The sequence below is a fragment of the Nonomuraea roseola genome, from assembly GCF_039535395.1.
GTDB lineage: Bacteria > Actinomycetota > Actinomycetes > Streptosporangiales > Streptosporangiaceae > Nonomuraea > Nonomuraea roseola.
In genome coordinates this window covers 3,330,392-3,346,369 of the sequence record NZ_BAAAXC010000015.1, presented here as the reverse complement: position 1 = coordinate 3,346,369, position 15,978 = coordinate 3,330,392, and the positions used below count along the sequence as shown (strand labels likewise).

Annotated in this window: 15 protein-coding genes; 10 read left to right on the top strand and 5 right to left on the bottom strand. The window is 71.8% G+C overall.

Annotation, left to right across the window (positions count from 1 at the left end):
* Positions 1 to 4 precede the first annotated feature (4 nt).
* Positions 5 to 1,615 (top strand): beta-N-acetylhexosaminidase, encoded by a 1,611-nt coding sequence (locus ABFX55_RS39315; RefSeq protein ID WP_346128308.1) that lies wholly within the window; start codon positions 5 to 7, stop codon positions 1,613 to 1,615.
* 56 nt (positions 1,616 to 1,671) lie between these two features.
* Here the strand turns inward: ABFX55_RS39315 and ABFX55_RS39310 are convergent, their stop codons facing one another.
* Positions 1,672 to 2,739, bottom strand: a complete 1,068-nt coding sequence (locus tag ABFX55_RS39310; RefSeq protein ID WP_346128306.1) for a quinone-dependent dihydroorotate dehydrogenase — start codon at positions 2,737 to 2,739, stop codon at positions 1,672 to 1,674.
* 11 nt (positions 2,740 to 2,750) lie between these two features.
* Positions 2,751 to 3,410 carry a response regulator gene (locus ABFX55_RS39305; RefSeq protein ID WP_346128305.1) on the bottom strand — a complete coding sequence of 220 codons (660 nt, stop codon included), beginning with the start codon at positions 3,408 to 3,410 and terminating at the stop codon, positions 2,751 to 2,753.
* Between the two features lie 18 nt (positions 3,411 to 3,428).
* Here ABFX55_RS39305 and ABFX55_RS39300 point away from each other — a divergent pair, with 18 nt between their 5' ends.
* Positions 3,429 to 3,812: a tautomerase family protein gene (locus ABFX55_RS39300; protein ID WP_346128304.1), complete on the top strand. Its 384-nt coding sequence runs from the start codon at positions 3,429 to 3,431 to the stop codon at positions 3,810 to 3,812.
* Here ABFX55_RS39300 and ABFX55_RS39295 read toward each other — a convergent pair.
* On the bottom strand, positions 3,723 to 4,634 hold the full coding sequence (locus ABFX55_RS39295; RefSeq protein WP_346128303.1) for a DMT family transporter: 912 nt from the start codon (positions 4,632 to 4,634) through the stop codon (positions 3,723 to 3,725). The genes ABFX55_RS39300 and ABFX55_RS39295 overlap by 90 nt on opposite strands.
* Before the next feature lie 71 nt (positions 4,635 to 4,705).
* On the opposite strand from ABFX55_RS39295, the gene ABFX55_RS39290 reads away from it, so the two are divergent.
* A complete protein-coding gene (locus tag ABFX55_RS39290) occupies positions 4,706 to 5,611 on the top strand; it encodes a LysR family transcriptional regulator (protein WP_346128301.1) in 906 nt (301 codons plus the stop codon).
* Here the strand turns inward: ABFX55_RS39290 and ABFX55_RS39285 are convergent.
* Positions 5,596 to 6,225, bottom strand: a complete 630-nt coding sequence (locus ABFX55_RS39285; protein ID WP_346128300.1) for a response regulator — start codon at positions 6,223 to 6,225, stop codon at positions 5,596 to 5,598. The two genes, ABFX55_RS39290 and ABFX55_RS39285, sit on opposite strands and share 16 nt — an antisense overlap.
* Positions 6,216 to 7,250: a sensor histidine kinase gene (locus tag ABFX55_RS39280; protein ID WP_346128298.1), complete on the bottom strand. Its 1,035-nt coding sequence runs from the start codon at positions 7,248 to 7,250 to the stop codon at positions 6,216 to 6,218. The genes ABFX55_RS39285 and ABFX55_RS39280 overlap by 10 nt, the downstream gene beginning before the upstream one ends.
* A 160-nt stretch (positions 7,251 to 7,410) precedes the next feature.
* On the opposite strand from ABFX55_RS39280, the gene ABFX55_RS39275 reads away from it, so the two are divergent.
* From ABFX55_RS39275 to ABFX55_RS39245, 7 genes are all read left to right on the top strand, one after another.
* Entirely contained in the window at positions 7,411 to 9,198 is a 1,788-nt protein-coding gene (locus ABFX55_RS39275; RefSeq protein ID WP_346128296.1) for a GTP-binding protein, read from the top strand.
* A gap of 410 nt (positions 9,199 to 9,608) precedes the next feature.
* A complete protein-coding gene (locus tag ABFX55_RS39270) occupies positions 9,609 to 10,865 on the top strand; it encodes a sugar transferase (protein ID WP_346128294.1) in 1,257 nt (418 codons plus the stop codon).
* A gap of 2 nt (positions 10,866 to 10,867) precedes the next feature.
* Positions 10,868 to 12,115: an O-antigen ligase family protein gene (locus tag ABFX55_RS39265; protein WP_346128292.1), complete on the top strand. Its 1,248-nt coding sequence runs from the start codon at positions 10,868 to 10,870 to the stop codon at positions 12,113 to 12,115.
* Positions 12,112 to 13,602, top strand: coding sequence for a lipid II flippase MurJ (locus ABFX55_RS39260; protein ID WP_346128290.1), 1,491 nt, complete (start codon positions 12,112 to 12,114; stop codon positions 13,600 to 13,602). The genes ABFX55_RS39265 and ABFX55_RS39260 overlap by 4 nt, the downstream gene beginning before the upstream one ends.
* On the top strand, positions 13,599 to 14,300 hold the full coding sequence (locus ABFX55_RS39255) for a polysaccharide deacetylase family protein (RefSeq protein ID WP_346128289.1): 702 nt from the start codon (positions 13,599 to 13,601) through the stop codon (positions 14,298 to 14,300). Before ABFX55_RS39260 ends, ABFX55_RS39255 begins: the two co-directional genes overlap by 4 nt.
* Positions 14,297 to 15,397, top strand: coding sequence for a glycosyltransferase (locus ABFX55_RS39250; RefSeq protein ID WP_346128287.1), 1,101 nt, complete (start codon positions 14,297 to 14,299; stop codon positions 15,395 to 15,397). The genes ABFX55_RS39255 and ABFX55_RS39250 overlap by 4 nt, the downstream gene beginning before the upstream one ends.
* Positions 15,394 to 15,978, top strand: coding sequence for a Wzz/FepE/Etk N-terminal domain-containing protein (locus ABFX55_RS39245; protein WP_346128285.1), 585 nt, complete (start codon positions 15,394 to 15,396; stop codon positions 15,976 to 15,978). Before ABFX55_RS39250 ends, ABFX55_RS39245 begins: the two co-directional genes overlap by 4 nt.

Below are 15,978 nucleotides of genomic sequence, written 5' to 3'. Positions count from 1 at the left end.
CGGCATGAACACGCTGCTGCCTCGCCCGAATGTGCTGTCCTCGCTGTCCGGCTCCTACGAGCTCGCCGTCGGAGCCACCGTCTCGGGCCCCGCCGAACTGGCCGACGCCGTACGGCGGGCGCTACCGGTCCTCGACCTGCGCCCCGGCGACACGGGCGCGATCGACGTCAGGTTGGACCCCGCGCTCGGCGAGGAGGCCTACCGCCTGGTCGTCGGTTCGCGTGGCGTCGAGATCACCGCGGGCGGCAGGGCGGGCGCGTTCTACGCCGGGCAGTCGCTGCACCAGCTGCTTCCCGACGCCACCTACCGCAGCGCGGTCACGACCGACGCGTGGACCGTGCCCGGCGTGCGCGTCGAGGACTCCCCCTCCCACAGCTGGCGCGGGCTCCACCTCGACGTGGCGCGGCACTTCCTGCCCAAGCGCGAGGTACTGAGGGTCATCGACCTGATGGGCGCGCACAAGCTCAACAGGCTCCACCTGCACCTGGTCGACGACCAGGGCTGGCGGGTGGAGAGCAGGGCCTATCCCCGCCTGCACGAGGTGGCCTCCCACAGGGCGCGCACCGCCACCAACTACTTCCGCGAGGAGCCCACCTACGACGGGATCCCGCACGGCGGCTACTACACCCTTGACGACCTGGCCGAGATCGCCGCGTACGCGAGGGCGCGCGAGGTCGTCATCGTTCCCGAGATCGACGTGCCGGGGCACGCCTCGGCCATCCTGGCCGCCTATCCGGAGCTGGGCGCGACGGGCGAGAGCTTCGAGGTGCTCGACAGGTGGGGCATCTCCCCCGCGATCCTGTCGCCGCTGCCGCCGACCGTCGACTTCCTCACGGCCGTCTTCGACGAGCTGCTCGGCGCGCTCGGCGCGACGCCGTACGTGCACATCGGCGGCGACGAGTGCGTGCTCGACGACTGGGAGGCCTCCGCCGAGATCTCCGCCTACCGCCGGTCGCTCGGCCTGGCCGACGTGGGCGAGCTGCACGGCTGGTTCCTGCGGCGGCTGGCCGACGTGCTGGCCGAGCGCGGCTCGCGCGCCGTGGTGTGGGACGAGGCCTTCGTGGCGGGCGGGCTGCGCGAGGACACGATGGTGATGCCGTGGCGCGGCATGGGCGTGGGCCGCAGGGCCGCCGCCGCGGGGCACTCGGTGATCGCGACACCGGTGTTCCCGCTCTACTTCGACTACGCGGAGGCCTCCTCCGCGCAGGAGCCGATGGCCATCGGCGACGCGATCACCGTGACGGACGTGGCCTCGTTCGAGCCGGCTCCCTCGTCGTGGGAGCCGGAGGAACGCGAGCGCGTGGTCGGCCTGCAGGCGCAGCTGTGGAGCGAGCGCATCCCCGACGCGCGCGTGCTCGACTACCGGGCGTGGCCGCGCGCCTGCGCGCTGGCCGAGGTCGCCTGGGCGGGAGAGGCCGGCTCCGACTTCATGGGCAGGCTCGAGCGCCACCTCGGCAGGCTCGACGCGCTCGGCGTGGAGTATCGCCCGCTGTCGGGCCCTCGCCCGTGGCAGCAGGGCCGCCCGCACCGCCCCGCCGTCGTGCCGGTGATGAACGCGATGGAGCACCTGGACGAGATGACCCACTCGGCCACCTCGACCAGGCCGAGCGTCTGACCGTCGGCACCTGAGGCGGGTCGCCTCGCGGCGGCCCGCCTGTGCGGGGGAGCGTCTCAGCCCTGCGAGCGGTCGGGCGCCGTGCGGCCGATCAGCTCGGGGACGGTCGTGGCGTGACGGCGCAGGCGGCGGGAGAGCCCGCGGTGGATGCGGGAGGCCCACAGCGGCCCCTCGTAGATCATCCCCGTGTAGCCCTGCACCAGCGTGGCGCCGGCGAGCAGCCGCTCCCACACGTCGTCGACGTCCTCGACCCCGCCCACGGACACGAGCGTCAGCCGGTCGCCCACGCGGGCCCGCAGCCTGCGCAGGACCTCGATCGAGCGCTCCTTCAGCGGACGCCCCGACAGGCCGCCGGTCTCACCCGAGTGGCGGATGGTGGTGTTGGTCGCGATGATGCCGTCGAGCCCCAGCTCGAGCGCCAGGTCCGCCACCGCGTCGACGTCGTCGTCGGCCAGGTCGGGGGCGATCTTCACCAGCAGCGGCGTGCGGCGGGGCGTGGAGTCGGCGACCTCCTTCACCGCGGCCAGCAGCGGTCGCAGCAGCTCGACCGCCTGCAGGTTGCGCAGCCCCGGCGTGTTGGGCGAGCTGACGTTGACGACCAGGTAGTCGGCGAGAGGGGCCAGCTCCTTGGCGCTGGTCACGTAGTCGGCGGCGGCCTCGGACTCGGGCACGACCTTCGTCTTGCCGATGTTGACCCCGACCACCACAGGAACCCCCCGCGTACGGCGCAGCCTGCGCGCCGCCGCCTGCGCCCCCGCGTTGTTGAACCCCATCCTGTTGATCACCGCTCGCCGCCTGACGTCGCGGAACAGGCGGGGACGCGGGTTGCCTGGCTGGGCGTGGGCGGTGATCGTGCCGACCTCGACGTGCCCGAACCCGAACGCCGACAGCGCCTCGGCGCAGGCCGCGTCCTTGTCGAACCCCGCGGCCAGGCCGAGCGGCCCGGGGAAGTGCACCCCGAAGGCCGTCACCCGCAGCGCGGGATCGCTCGGCGCGAGGGCGCGGTGGAGCAGCCGCTTGAGCAGCGGCAGCGTGGAGAGCAGCGCGAGCGCTCTGACGGTTGCGTGGTGCACGGCCTCGGCGTCGAGACGCCGCAAGACCTGCGAGAACAGGAGTCGGTACATCAAGGCTCAGGTTATCGGTCCTGTCCGACAAGGCCCGCTTCGTAGGCCACGATCGCGGCCTGGACCCTGTTGCGGACCTCCAGCCTGGTCAGGATCGTGCTCACGTAGGCCTTGACGGTCCCCTCGACGATGAACAGCCGCTTGGCGATCTCCGCGTTGGACAGCCCCTCGCCGACCAGGGCGAGGACGTCCTTCTCGCGGTCGGTCAGCACGTCGATCCTGTCGCGGGCGGCCGCTCCTCGCGCCATCTGGCCGCCGGAGAGCTGGCTGATGACGCGCTGCGCCACCTTGGGCGAGAGGTAGGCCGCGCCGCCGGCAACGGCGTGGATCCCGGCGATCAGCTCGCGCGGGTCGCCCGACTTGAGCAGGAAGCCGCTGGCGCCGACGTCGAGCGCCTTGGCGATGTAGTCGTCCTCGCCGAAGGTGGTGAGCATGATGATCGCCGTGCCGGGCGCCACCCTGCGGATCTCGGCGGCGGCCGCGAGGCCGTCGAGCTTCGGCATGCGGATGTCGAGCAGCGCGACGTCGGGCCTGTGGCTGATCGCCAGGTCCACGGCCTGCCTGCCGTCCCCCGCCTCGGCGACGATCTGGAAGGAGGGGTCGACGCCGAGGATCGCGCCCACACCCGCCCTGATCATGGCTTCGTCGTCGGCGAGGAGAATTCTGATCACGCCTGTATATTGCCCCATATGGCGCAAGTGAAGGTCTTCGGACGGCGTGACGTATGGGCTGGCCGGCAGCGGGAGATCTCCGACCTGCTCCACGAGTGCGTGGTGAAGGTGTGGGGGCTGCCCGAGGGCAAGCGCTTCCACCGCTTCCTGCTGCTCGACGCCGACGACCTGATCTGCCCGCAGCGCGGCGACGACTACCTGATCATCGAGGTCGTCTGCTTCACGGGTCGCAGCGACGAGGCGAAGAGGGCGCTGATCCGCGAGGTGTTCGCGAAGGCACCCGCGCTGGGGATCTCCACCGACGACCTCGAGCTAACGATCATCGAGATGCCCGCGGTCAACTGGGGCATCAGGGGCGTGCCCGCCGACGAGCTGGCGCTGCCGTACAAGGTTGAGGTTTAGCCGCAGCACCAGCACCGCGGCCAGGACGGCGATGCCGCCCGCCAGCTGACCCGCCGCGAGGCGCTCGCCGTACACCAGCGAGGTGGACACGAGCGTCACGACGGGCTCCGCGCACGACAGGATGGCGGCGGTCGGCGCGCCGAGCAGGCGCACGCCCATGAACAGCGCCACCATCGCCAGCACGGTCGAGACGAGCCCGAGCAGTCCCGTCCAGGCCCAGCCCTCGGCGGTCGCGGGCAGGTCGAGGCCGCCCGTGACGCCGAGCGTGACCGCCGCCGCTGTGAAGACGATCGCCGACAGCAGGTAGACGTCCAGGTTCTCGGGCAGCCCGTCGGCGACGGTCAGGTAGAGCGAGTAGGCGACGGCCGCGCCGAGCGCCAGCAGCACGCCCGACAGCTGCGCCGCCGAGCCGCCCAGGCCCAGCAGGAGCACCAGACCCACGGCCGAGCAGCCGAGCGCGGCCAGCTTGCGCCGGTCGAGCGACTCCCTGCGCAGCCCCACGGCCAGCGCCGTCACCAGCGCGGGATAGGTGTAGAGCAGGAGCGCCGCCAGCGACGCGTCGATGCGGGCGACCGCGCCGAAGTAGCACAGCGCCTGGACGGCGTAGCCGACGCCGCCGAGCCCGACGGCCGTCAGCGCCACCCTGGCGACGGGCAGCGCGGGCCTGCGCCAGGCCACGACGAGCCACAGAACGACGGCGGCGATGAGGAACCTGCCGGTGAGCATCCCCGTCACGCTGACGCCAGACGCGTAGGCCTCCTTGGCGAAGATCGGCGACAGGCCGAAGCCCAGCGCGGACACCAGACACCACAGCACTCCCATGACCGGCCAACCTAGGCAGCGTCGAGCCATCGAGGTAGCCTTGCTTTCCTTTGGATTCCATAGGGGATTCCTTGGTCACTCTCCACCAGCTGCGCTGCTTCCTCGCCACCCTGGAGCACGGCTCGTTCACCGCCGCCGCCGTGGCTCTCGGCTACGCCCAGCCGTCCATCTCCGAGCAGGTGCGCCTGCTGGAGCAGCACCTGCGGGTGACGCTGTTCCTGCGGGTGGGCAGGGGCGTGGTGCCCACCGAGGCGGCGCTGGCGCTGCGCCCCCACGCGGCCGCCGCCCTGGCCGCGGTGGAGGAGGCGGGCAGGGCGGTGGCCGCGGTGCGGGAGGTCCTGACCGGCACGGTACGGATCGGCCTGTTCGGCACCGCCCGCTTCTACCTGGGCGCCGACCTGGTGGCCGACGTCCTTGAGCGGCACCCGGGCGTGCGCGTCCAGCTCATCGGGCAGAACTCCGCCGAGGTGCTCGACCACGTGCGCAGGGGAAGGCTGGAGGCGGCCGTCTCAGCGGTGCCGGTCTCCGGCGAGGGGCTGTCGGTGACCCCGGTGATGCGCGACGAGCTGGTCTACGTCAGCACCGAGGCCCGCGATCCCGTCACGCCCGCCTACCTGGCGTCGCAGCCGCTCGTGCTGCCGCACGTGAGCTGGCGCGAGGAGGACACCACCCGCCGCGCGCTCACGCGAGCCGTCCAGGCGGCGGGTCACGTGCTGCGGCCCAGGGTGGAGGTGGAGGACCCGGAGACCGCGCTGGAGATCGTGGCCCGCGGCCTGGCGGCGACGGTCAGCTGGAGGGGCGTGCTGCACCGGCTGGCCGACCGGCTGCCTGACACGCTGCGCTGGTCGCCGCTCGATCCGCCGCTGCACGACACGTTCGCGATCGTGCACGGCCCGACGCTCTCCCCCTCCACCCGGATGGTCCTCGAGCTGGCCTCGGCGCGGCTGCGCGCCCTCGAGGCTCAGGTCCTCAGGTAGGCCAGGACGGCCAGCACCCTGCGGTGACCGTCGGCGGCGGGCGGCAGGTCGAGCTTGGCGAAGATGTTGGCGATGTGCTTGGCCACCGCGGCCTCCGTGACGACGAGCTCGCGGGCGATGGAGGCGTTGGAGCGGCCTTCGGCGATCAGGCCGAGCACCTCGAGCTCCCTGGGCGTCAGGCGCCGGAGCGGGTCTCGGCGGCGGCCGAGCAGCTGCCGCACCACCTCGGTGTCGATGACCATCCCGCCCCTGGCCACCCTGTTCAGGGCGTCGACGAAGTCGGCCACCTCGCCGATCCTGTCCTTCAGCAGGTAGCCGACGCCCTCGCCGGCGTCCATCAGCTCGGCGGCGTAGGTCTGCTCGACGTACTGGCTGAGCACGAGCACGGGCAGGCCGTCCGCACGCAGCCTGATCGCCGCTCTCAGCCCTTCGTCGGTGAAGCCCGGCGGCATGCGCACGTCGGTGACCACGATGTCGGGTCTGTGCTCGGTGGCAGCCTCCGTCAGCGCCTCGGCGTCGCCCACGGCCGCCACCACCTCGTGGCCGAACCGCTCCAGCAGCCCGACCAGGCCCTCGCGCAGCAGCACGGCGTCCTCGGCGATCACTACTCGCACGGGATCTCCACTCGCATCGTCGTCGGCCCGCCTGCCGGGCTGGACAGCGACAGTCTGCCGCCCACGACCGCGAGCCTGTCGGCCAGCCCCGTGAGCCCCGAGCCCTTGGCCGGGTCGGCCCCGCCCGCGCCGTCGTCGCCGATCTCGACGACGAGCGCTCCCGAGGCCCGGGAGGCCCTGATCCAGGCCCGTGACGCGCCGCTGTGCCTGGCGACGTTCGCCAGCGCCTCGGAGACGACGTAGTACGCGGCCGTCTCGACCGGCTCGGGCAGCCGTTCCAGCGCCGTCTCGACCTCCACGGGGATCGGTGAGCGGGAGGCGACCTCTCCGATCGCCGCGTCCAGTCCCCTGTCGGTCAGCACCTGCGGGTGCACGCCCCTGATCAGCTCGCGCAGCTCGACCAGCGCCTGCCTGGCCTCCTCGTGCGCGCTCGCCACCTGCTCGGCCGCGGGCGAGCCCGGCGGCAGATCCAGCTTGGCCAGCCCCAGCCGCATCGACAGCGCGACCAGGCGCTGCTGGGCGCCGTCGTGCAGGTCTCGCTCGATCCTGCGCCGCTCGACGTCGAACGCGTCGACCAGCCTGGCCCTCGACGCCACGACCTCCTCCAGCCTGTGCGGCTCCAGGAGCTCCCTCGCCATGGTCATGCGGGCCCTGCCCCACAGCAGCAGGACGGCGATCCCGACAGGCACCAGCACGACCCCCGCCACCGAGGCGACGATCGCGGGCCCGAGATCCTCCTGTACGGCCGGCGAGATGATCAGCACGATCGGCCCTCCGACCGCGAACGCGATCATCACCAGGTCGATCCACCACAGCACGAGCAGCGAGGCGAGGCCCAGCCCCAGCTCGCGCCACCGGTGCCGCGCAGGGGGCGAGCCGAGCCTCCACCGCTCGAACCACGCCACGAGGGGCACGGCCGGCACGGCCAGCGCCGCGGCGAACGGCGTGGCGAACGCCATGACCCCGATCGCCACCGCCGCCAGTCCGGGGACGAGGCTGGCCACCAGGTACAGCAGAGCTCTCACCCAGGAATTGTCAGCCTCGCCGTACGCGGGAGAAAACCGATGGACCTTCACAGGCCCCTGAAGCACAATGGACGCCGCACGAAACCTCGGGAGGACCAGATGCGGCAGAGCCTCGGATCGACTCAGCGCCCTGTCCTTCCTACCGAGGTTCCACGCATCCATGACCACCCTGAACATCGGCGTGCTCGCGCACGTCGACGCGGGTAAGACCAGCCTCACCGAACGCATCCTCTTCGACGCGGGCGCCATCCACAGGCTCGGCAGCGTCGACGGCGGCGACACCCAGACCGACAGCGGCGAGATCGAGCGCCGCCGCGGCATCACGATCCGCTCGGCCGTCGCCTCCTTCGCCCTCGGCGACCTGCGGGTCAACCTCATCGACACCCCTGGCCACGCCGACTTCGTCGCCGAGGTCGAGCGGGCGCTCGGCGTGCTCGACGGCGCCATCCTGGTGATCTCCGCGGTCGAGGGCATCCAGGCCCAGACCAGGATCCTGCTGAAGACGCTGCGCAAGATGCGCATGCCCACGCTCCTGTTCGTCAACAAGATCGATCGGAGGGGCGCGCTCGAGCGCGACATCCTCGAAGGGCTGCCGGCCGTCCCCGTCAACCACGTACGGCAGGGCCGCGTCGTCCCTGTGCCACTCGACGCGGAACTCCTCGCCGACCACGACGACACCGTGCTGGAAGCGCTGGTCGAAGGGCGCGCGCTCACGCCCGGCGAGCTGCGCGGGACGCTCGCCGAGCAGACCGCCGCCTGCCTGGTCTATCCGGTCTTCCACGGCTCGGCGATCAGCGGGCAGGGCGTGGCCGAACTGCTCGCGGGCGTCCGCGACCTGCTCCCCGTCCCCACGGCCCAGGACGACGACCTGCGGGGCACGATCTTCGCCATCGAGCGCGACAGGTCCGGCCACAAGGTCGCCTACCTGCGGCTGTTCTCCGGTGAGCTGCACGTGCGGCAGAAGCTCGACTCCGGCCAGGTGACCAGGCTGGAGGTGGTGGGCGCGGGCTCCGAGGACCGGCTCACCGCCGGGAACATCGGCAAGCTCTCGGGCCTGTCGGGCGCCCGCGTCGGCGACAGGCTCTCCCCCGCGCCCGAAGGAGCTCCCGCCTTCGCCAGGCCCAGCATGGAGACGGTCGTCACTTCCGCGGACCCTGCCGACGCCGCCCGCCTGCACGCCGCGCTGCTCCTGCTGGCCGAGCAGGATCCGCTCATCCAGACCAGGGGCCTGCCCGAAGGCGGCACCTCCGTGCTGCTCTACGGCGAGGTGCAGAAGGAGGTGCTGGCCGAGCGGCTGCGTGACGAGTTCGGCGTCGAGGCCGTCTTCGCCGACAGCACGCCGCTCTACCTCGAACGCCCCGTGGGCGTGGGCGAGGACTGGAAAGAGATCGGCAGGCACGCCGACAACACCTTCCTCGCCACCGTCGGCCTGCGGGTGGAGCCTGGAACGGGTTACTCGTTCAGGCGGGAGGTCGAGCTCGGCTCGCTCCTGCACAGCTTCAACCAGGCGATCGAGGACACCGTCCCCCTCACTCTCACCGAGGGCCTGTACGGCTGGCCCGTCGTCGACTGCGCGGTCACGCTGACCAGGTCGGGCTTCGTCGCGCCGCTCAGCACGGCGGGCGACTTCCGCAACCAGACCCCTGTCGTGCTGAGATCCGCCCTCGCCAGGGCGGGCACCAGGGTCTACGAGCCCTGCCACGCCTTCGAGGTGGAGCTGCCCGCCGACGCGTTCGGCCCCGTCACGGCCAAGCTGACAGGGCTGGGGGCCGAGCTGGACGACACCTCACCCACGCTCGTCACGGGCTCGCTGCCCGCTCGCCTGGTCAACGAGGCCAAGCGGCACCTGCCCGGGCTGACGCGCGGCGAGGGCGTGTGGTGGTCCACGCCGTCAGGGGATCGCCCGGTGAAGGGCCGTGCTTTCCCCGTCAGGCGACCGGGCCGTTAAAGACTGCTCGACATCCCGATAATCCTCGCCTCCACAGCCGCCCACAAACGCGGAATGGGTATTTCTACCGCCAACATACTCCCAACGAAAAGTTGCCCACGAATCTTCTGTTTCGCCTGCTCCAATACGGAATCTGCGATTGCCGGGCGGCTACGATCTAGTCTTTGTTGAGGGGTTTTCTCGCCTATTTTGCAGGGGCCGATCTCGGCCCTCGTCAGCAGTAGGAAAGAAAGCAAACAAAGGCTCGCCGATGATCTTTAAATTGATTAGGTCGGGCAAGGGGCGCATGCCGACTTAAGGTGATTTGCGGAGAAATGATGGCTGTATCTGTAGGGGATGACCGCCATGCCGCGGTGTGGGCGGGACACCGGCGATCTGGGTACTGGACAGCCGTCCAGCCGCTTGGCCTGATGAGCATCGACCTGGTGTGCATGACGTTCAGCGCGCTGATGGCCGGGCAGACGCCCTGGCGGGTCCTCCTCGCCTGCGTCCTGGTCGTCGCGGTGAACGCCGCCGGCCGGGTGTACGAGCCGAGGATCCTGCCCTCCAGCCTCGACAGGGGGTTCTGGCTGGCCTGCGCGGGACTGGTCGCCACCCTGGCCGCCTTCTGGGAATCAGCCTCCTTGACCGTGGCCGTCATCGCCGCGGCCCTCTTCACCTTCCTGGCCTTCTGCGGCAGGTGCGTCTTCCACGCCGCCGTGCGCGCCACGCGCAGGCGCGGCGGCATCAAGCCCGCCGTGGTGGTGGGCGCCAACCCGCACGGGCACCGCCTGGCCTCGGCCCTGCTCGGCTTCCCCGAGTACGGCCTGCTGCCGATCGGCTTCCTCGACGAGGAGACCGACAGGGACACCGGGCCTCCGGTGCTCGGCACCCCTGACGACCTCGCCGAGATCTTCCGCGCGCACGAGGTGCGCGCCGTGGTCATCGCGGGCCAGGAAGGACAGGACCTGGCCAGGGCCGCCAGGGAGCTGGGCTGCGAGGTCTACCTCGCCCCCGAGCCTGACGATCTGGTCCTGGACTTCGCCCCGCTGCGCGAGCACGTCAGGAGCTTTCCGCTGCTGCGCATGCGCCCCGACCCGCAGACCCGCCTGACCTGGCCGCTCAAGCGGGCACTCGACATCGCGGTCGCCCTGATCGGCCTGATGATCAGCGCGCCGATCCTCGCCGTCTGCGCGCTCATGGTGCGCTGGGAGATCGGCTCCGGCGTGCTGTTCAGGCAGCGCAGGGTCGGCTGCGGCGGCAGGCCGATCGAGCTCATCAAGCTGCGCACACTCAAGCCGGTGGACGCGCACGAGTCGGCCACCCGCTGGAGCATCGCCCACGACCGCAGGCTCGGTCCCGTGGGGAAGGCGCTGCGCAGGTCCTCACTCGACGAACTGCCTCAGCTCTGGAACGTGCTCAAGGGCGACATGAGCATCGTCGGCCCCAGGCCTGAGCGCCCCTACTTCGTCGACCAGTTCTCCGCCACCACCCCCGGCTACCGCCTGCGTCACAGGGTGCCGGTCGGGATCACCGGCTGGGCGCAGATCCACGGGCTGCGCGGCGACACCTCGATCGAGGACAGGGCGCGCTTCGACAACCACTACATCGACGACTGGTCGCTCAGGACCGACTTCAAGATCATGCTCAGGACCGCCTGGTCCCTGCTCCGCCCGGGTGGAAGCTAGGGATGCGCGACCTGCTCCCCACGACCCTGGCACGCGGGCCGAGTCTCCTGGCCGCCGCGACCGTGATGCTGACCTGCCTTCCCTCCCGCACCGACGACCCCGGCTCCGCGGTCCACGTGACCGTGGCGGACGGGGCGTCCGTGGCGCTGGTCGCCGTGGCCGCGACCTGCCTCGTGGCGGGGCGCCCGCGCCTTCCCCAGCGCGCGCTGGTACTGACCCCTCTGGTGCTCGGCGTCACGGCGGCGACGCTGACCTCCCCCGACGCGCTGACGAGCCTGCCCGGCTACCTCCGTTTCCTGCAGGTCTTCGTGCTGATCCCGCTGGCGGTCCTGATCACGCTGCGCCGGCGGGAGGACGTGTGGCTGGTGGGCGGGGCGCTGGTCGCCGCCGCCGCCGTCCAGGGGGTCGTCGGCTGCTACCAGGCGTTCACCGGAACGGGCGCCTCGTACGGAGGCGAGAGGGTGCGCGCCGTCGGCACGTTCGGCGCGCTCGACGTCATGGGCATGGCGACTGTCGTCAGCTACGGCCTGATCCTGCTGTTCGCGCTCGGACTGTGGCTGCGCGGCAGGCAGCGGATCGCCGCCCTCGCCGGCGCCGGCCTGCTGACCGTTCCGCTGGTCCTTTCGCTGAGCCGGGGCACCTGGCTCGCGCTGCTCTGCGCCGCGGCGGTCATGCTCGTCAGGTACGGCGCGCGCACCGCCGCCCGGGTGGCGCTGGTCACGGCGGCCGCCGCCTTCCTGCTGGTCTTCGGCTTGGGCGTGGGCTCGGACACGATCGGGCAGCGGCTGACCTCCATCACCTCCTCGTTCTCCCAGCCCGACCAGTCGGTGAGCGACCGCTACAGCCTGTGGGAGACGGCGGGAGCGATGTGGACGCACCACCCGCTGACCGGCGTCGGTCCCCGCCGGTTCGCCGAACTGCGCGACAGCTACGCGCCGACCGGGCTGTCGTCGGGCAGCGACACCGACGACCCCGTCAACGGGTTCACGCGGCAGCCGCTGCTGTCGCCGCACAACATGTACCTGCTGGTGCTGAGCGAGCAGGGCGTGCTGGGGCTGGCCGCCTTCGCCTTCTTCTTCGGCGCGCTGCTCGTCTGGACGTTCAGGCGGAGCGGGGTGGCGGTCGCCGGGCTGCTGACCTGGCAGGTCGTCGACTTCGCCTACTCCGACATCGGCGGCGCGCCCACCCTGGTCATGGCCGTGACGCTGGGTCTCGCTCTGACCTGGGCCACGAACGGGTGGCCGCGATGACCACGGCCGCCCCGGCAGGGCTGAAGGCCGCGAGCCTCACCGCCGTCCTCGTCGGGCTCGGCTCGATGCTCGGCTTCGGTCGCGACCTGCTGCTGGCCAGGACCTTCGGAGCCGACTCCGCCACCGACGCCTTCCTGGTCGCCTGGATGATCCCGGAGACCTCCGCGCCCCTGCTCATCGAGGGCATGGCCTTCCTGATGGTCCCGCTGTTCAGCAGGGCCGCCGAGCGGGGCGGCGACGTCAGGAACCTGGTCGCGGCGACGCTGCCGCACATGAGCGTCGCGCTGCTCGGCCTGACCGCGCTGACCGCCGCTGGGGCTCCCTGGCTCGTGGCCCTGCTGGCCCCCGGCATCGCCGACCCCGAACTGGCCGTGCGGTGCATGCGGCTCACCTCCGTGACGATCCTGATGTTCGGCATGGCCGGATATCTGAGCGCGGCGCTGCGCACGCTCCACGCCTTCGGCCCGCCCGCCGCCATCAGCGTCGCCTACAACCTGGGCATCATCGCCGTCCTCTGGGTCTTCCAGGATCACGGCGTGTCCGCGGCCGCCGCGGGGGTCGCCCTCGGCGCGATGGGCATGGTGCTGATACAGGCGCCTGCCTTCGTGCGGAGGCTCGGACGGCCGCGCAGGCCCACCCGCAGGATGCTGCTGCCGCTGGGGGCCTTCCTGCCGATCGCCGCCTACACCCTCGAACGCCAGGGGCAGGTCTTCGTCGAGCGGTTCGCCGGATCGTCGCTGGCCGAAGGGTCGATCTCGCACCTCAACTACGCCCAGAAGATCGCCCAGGTGCCGATGATCCTGTCGCTGATCGTCGCCACGGTCACCTTCCCCCACCTCGCGCGGGCCATCACGGCAGGCGACGGCCCCGCCGTCTGGCGCAGGCTGACCGACGACCTGGTGACGGCGGCGGCGACCGTGCTGCTCGCCACCGCGGTGCTGGTGGTGTGCGCGCCGGAGATCGTCAGGCTGCTGCTGCAGCACGGCGCGTTCACCGACGCCGACACCGAGGCCACGGCCCTGATCATGCGCGTCTACTCGCTCGGACTGCTCGGACAGTCGGTCGTCGGCGTCGTGTGCAGGGCGTTCTTCTGCGGCGCCCGCCCGACCTGGTATCCGGCGCTGGCGATGGCCGCGGGGCTGGCCGCGACGATCGCGCTGGCCACACCGCGCTGGGGGACGACAGGGATCGCCGCGGCCAACGCGGCCGGCATCACGCTGAGCGCGGTGATCCTGTTCGCGGGGATGCGCGGCCCCGCCATCGGCCTGTCCGTGCGCTCCGTCGCACGGCCGGCCGCCTGCCTGCTCCTGGCCGGCGCGCTCGCCGCCGCGGCCGGATGGGGCACTCGTTCGCTGCTGGCGGGCCTGCCGCCTGCGGCCGTCCTGGCGCTGACCGCGGCCGCCACCGCGGCGGTGTTCTGCGCCGCCGCGGCACTCACGGGAACAGAGGAGATCACCACAATGATCAGGATCCGAGGTCGCGCATGACCGCCATGCCGCTCGTCCTCATGTACCACTCGGTGACGAAATACGACGACGATCCCCTGAACATCACCGTCTCCCCCGACAGATTCGCCGCCCAGCTGCGCTGGCTGGCCAGGCGCGGGCTGCGCGGGGTCTCGATGCGCGAACTGCTGGCCGCCAGACGAGCCGGTACGGCGCGCCGCCTGGTCGGGCTCACCTTCGACGACGGCTACACCGACTTCGTGAGCGAGGTCGTCCCCGCGCTGCTGCGTCATCACTTCACGGCGACCGTGTTCATGGTCTCCGGCAGGCTCGGCGGCTCCAACGAGTGGGACGCCGGCTATCCCGTCAAGCCGCTCATGGACGCCGACGACCTGCGCAGGGTGGCGCGCCAGGGCATGGAGGTCGGCTCGCACTCGGTCGTGCACCCCTCGCTGACCTCCCTGACGGGCACCGAGCTCAGGCACGAGCTGACGGCGAGCAAGGCGGCGCTCGAAGAGATCGTGGGCGCCGAGGTCATCGGCTTCTGCTACCCGTACGGACACGTCGGCGCCCGCGAGGTCGCCGCGGCCAGGGGCGCGGGCTACGACTACGCGTGCGCCATCTGGAAGTCCGAGCACACCGGCCCCCACGCGCTGCCCCGCACCTACATCGGTGACAGGGACGGAGCGTTGAGGCTGCGCGCCAAGAGGATGCGACACCGGATGCGGTGGGGGTCGTGAAGGTCCTGCACGTCATCACAGGACTGGCGGCGGGCGGCGCCGAGCAGCAGCTGCGGGCGCAGTTGCCGTACATGAGCGCCGACTGCGAGGTCGCGGTGCTGACGGGGTCGGGCGTGGTGGCCGAGGCCATCGAGGCGTCGGGGGTGCCCGTCCACCGCATCGACATGCGCGGCAACCGCGACCTGCGGGCGCTCGGACGGCTGGCCAGGCTGATGCGGACGGGCCGCTACGAGGTCGTCCACACGCACCTGTACCGCGCGTGCGTGTACGGGAGGCTCGCCGCGCGGCTGGCCAACGTTCCCGCGATCGTGGCGACGGAGCACTCGATCGGCAAGGAGCTGATCGAGGGCCGTCGCATCACCAGGCCGGTCAGGGCGCTCTACCTGGCCAGCGAGCTGCTCGGGCACGTCACGGTGGCCGTCTCGCCCACCGTGGCCGACCGGCTGGCCACCTGGGGCATCCCTCGCTCGCGCATCGTCGTGATCGCCAACGGCGTCGACGCGGGCGCCTTCCGCTTCGACCCTCGCCTGCGCGAGCGGACCCGCGACGCGCTCGGCCTGCCGCGCGAGGCGTTCGTGGTGGGCGGCGTCGGCAGGCTGGAGCCCGGCAAGCGGTTCGACCTGCTCGTCGAGGCGATGCTGGGGCTCGACGACACCTTCCTGCTGCTGGTCGGAGCCGGATCCCGCAGGCTGCAGCTCGAGAATCTCGCCCGCGCGCTGGGAGTCGACCGCCACGTGATCTTCGCGGGCGAGTCGCCCGACACGCGCGCCATGCTGTCGGCGATGGACGTGCTGGCCGCGCCCTCGCAGGAGGAGACGTTCGGGCTGGCCGTCGTCGAGGCGCTCGCCGCGGGGCTGCCGGTCCTGTACGACACCTGCCCGGCCGTCGACGACCTGCCGCGTGACGCCGCTCCCGGAGCGCGCCGCGTCACGCCTGGCCGGCTCGGCGCCGAGCTCAAGGAAATGGCCTCCACGCGGCCGTCCAGGCTGACGCCGCCGGGGGCCGTCCGGCTCTACGACATCCGACACCAGGTCGACCAATTGGAAGCGCTATACCGGCGCCTGCTGGGCGCCCCGGGCAACGAGGAGAGGCGATGACGTCGATGACATGGACGCAGGCACGCGTGACGGGGTGGCTGAGGCGATGGTGGCTGCCGCTGTCCCTGCTGCTCGGGGCGCTGGCCGGGCTCTTCTACTCGCTGGCGAGGGAGCCCGTCTACAGCTCCGACGCTTATGTCGTGGTGGTGTCCGAGGGCGATCCTGGGCGAACGGCCAACTTCGCCCAGGCGTACGCGAGGATCGCCGTCCAGCCCGGGCTGATCACCAGTGGCGAGCAGGCGCACCGGACCCTGAGCGCCTCCGCCTCTCCCGACGCTCCGCTGGTGCGGCTCACGGCCATCGCTCCCACCGCGCAGGAGGCCGTCGCGCGGGCCGACCAGGCCTCGACGGCGCTGATCTCCTACGCGAACATGCAGGCGACCAACACCGGAGTGCGGCTGGCCAGCTTCGCGAGCGCGTCGATGCCGCTCGCACCCTCGTCGCCCGTGCTCCTGGTCAACGTGGGCATCGGGACGGCCGCGGCGGTGCTCGTCGCGGGGCTCGTCTTCCTCGCCTCGCCGTCCGTGGCGAGCGGGTCGCGCGGGGAGCGCGCTCCCTCGCTGGTCGGGGCCGAGGCATGA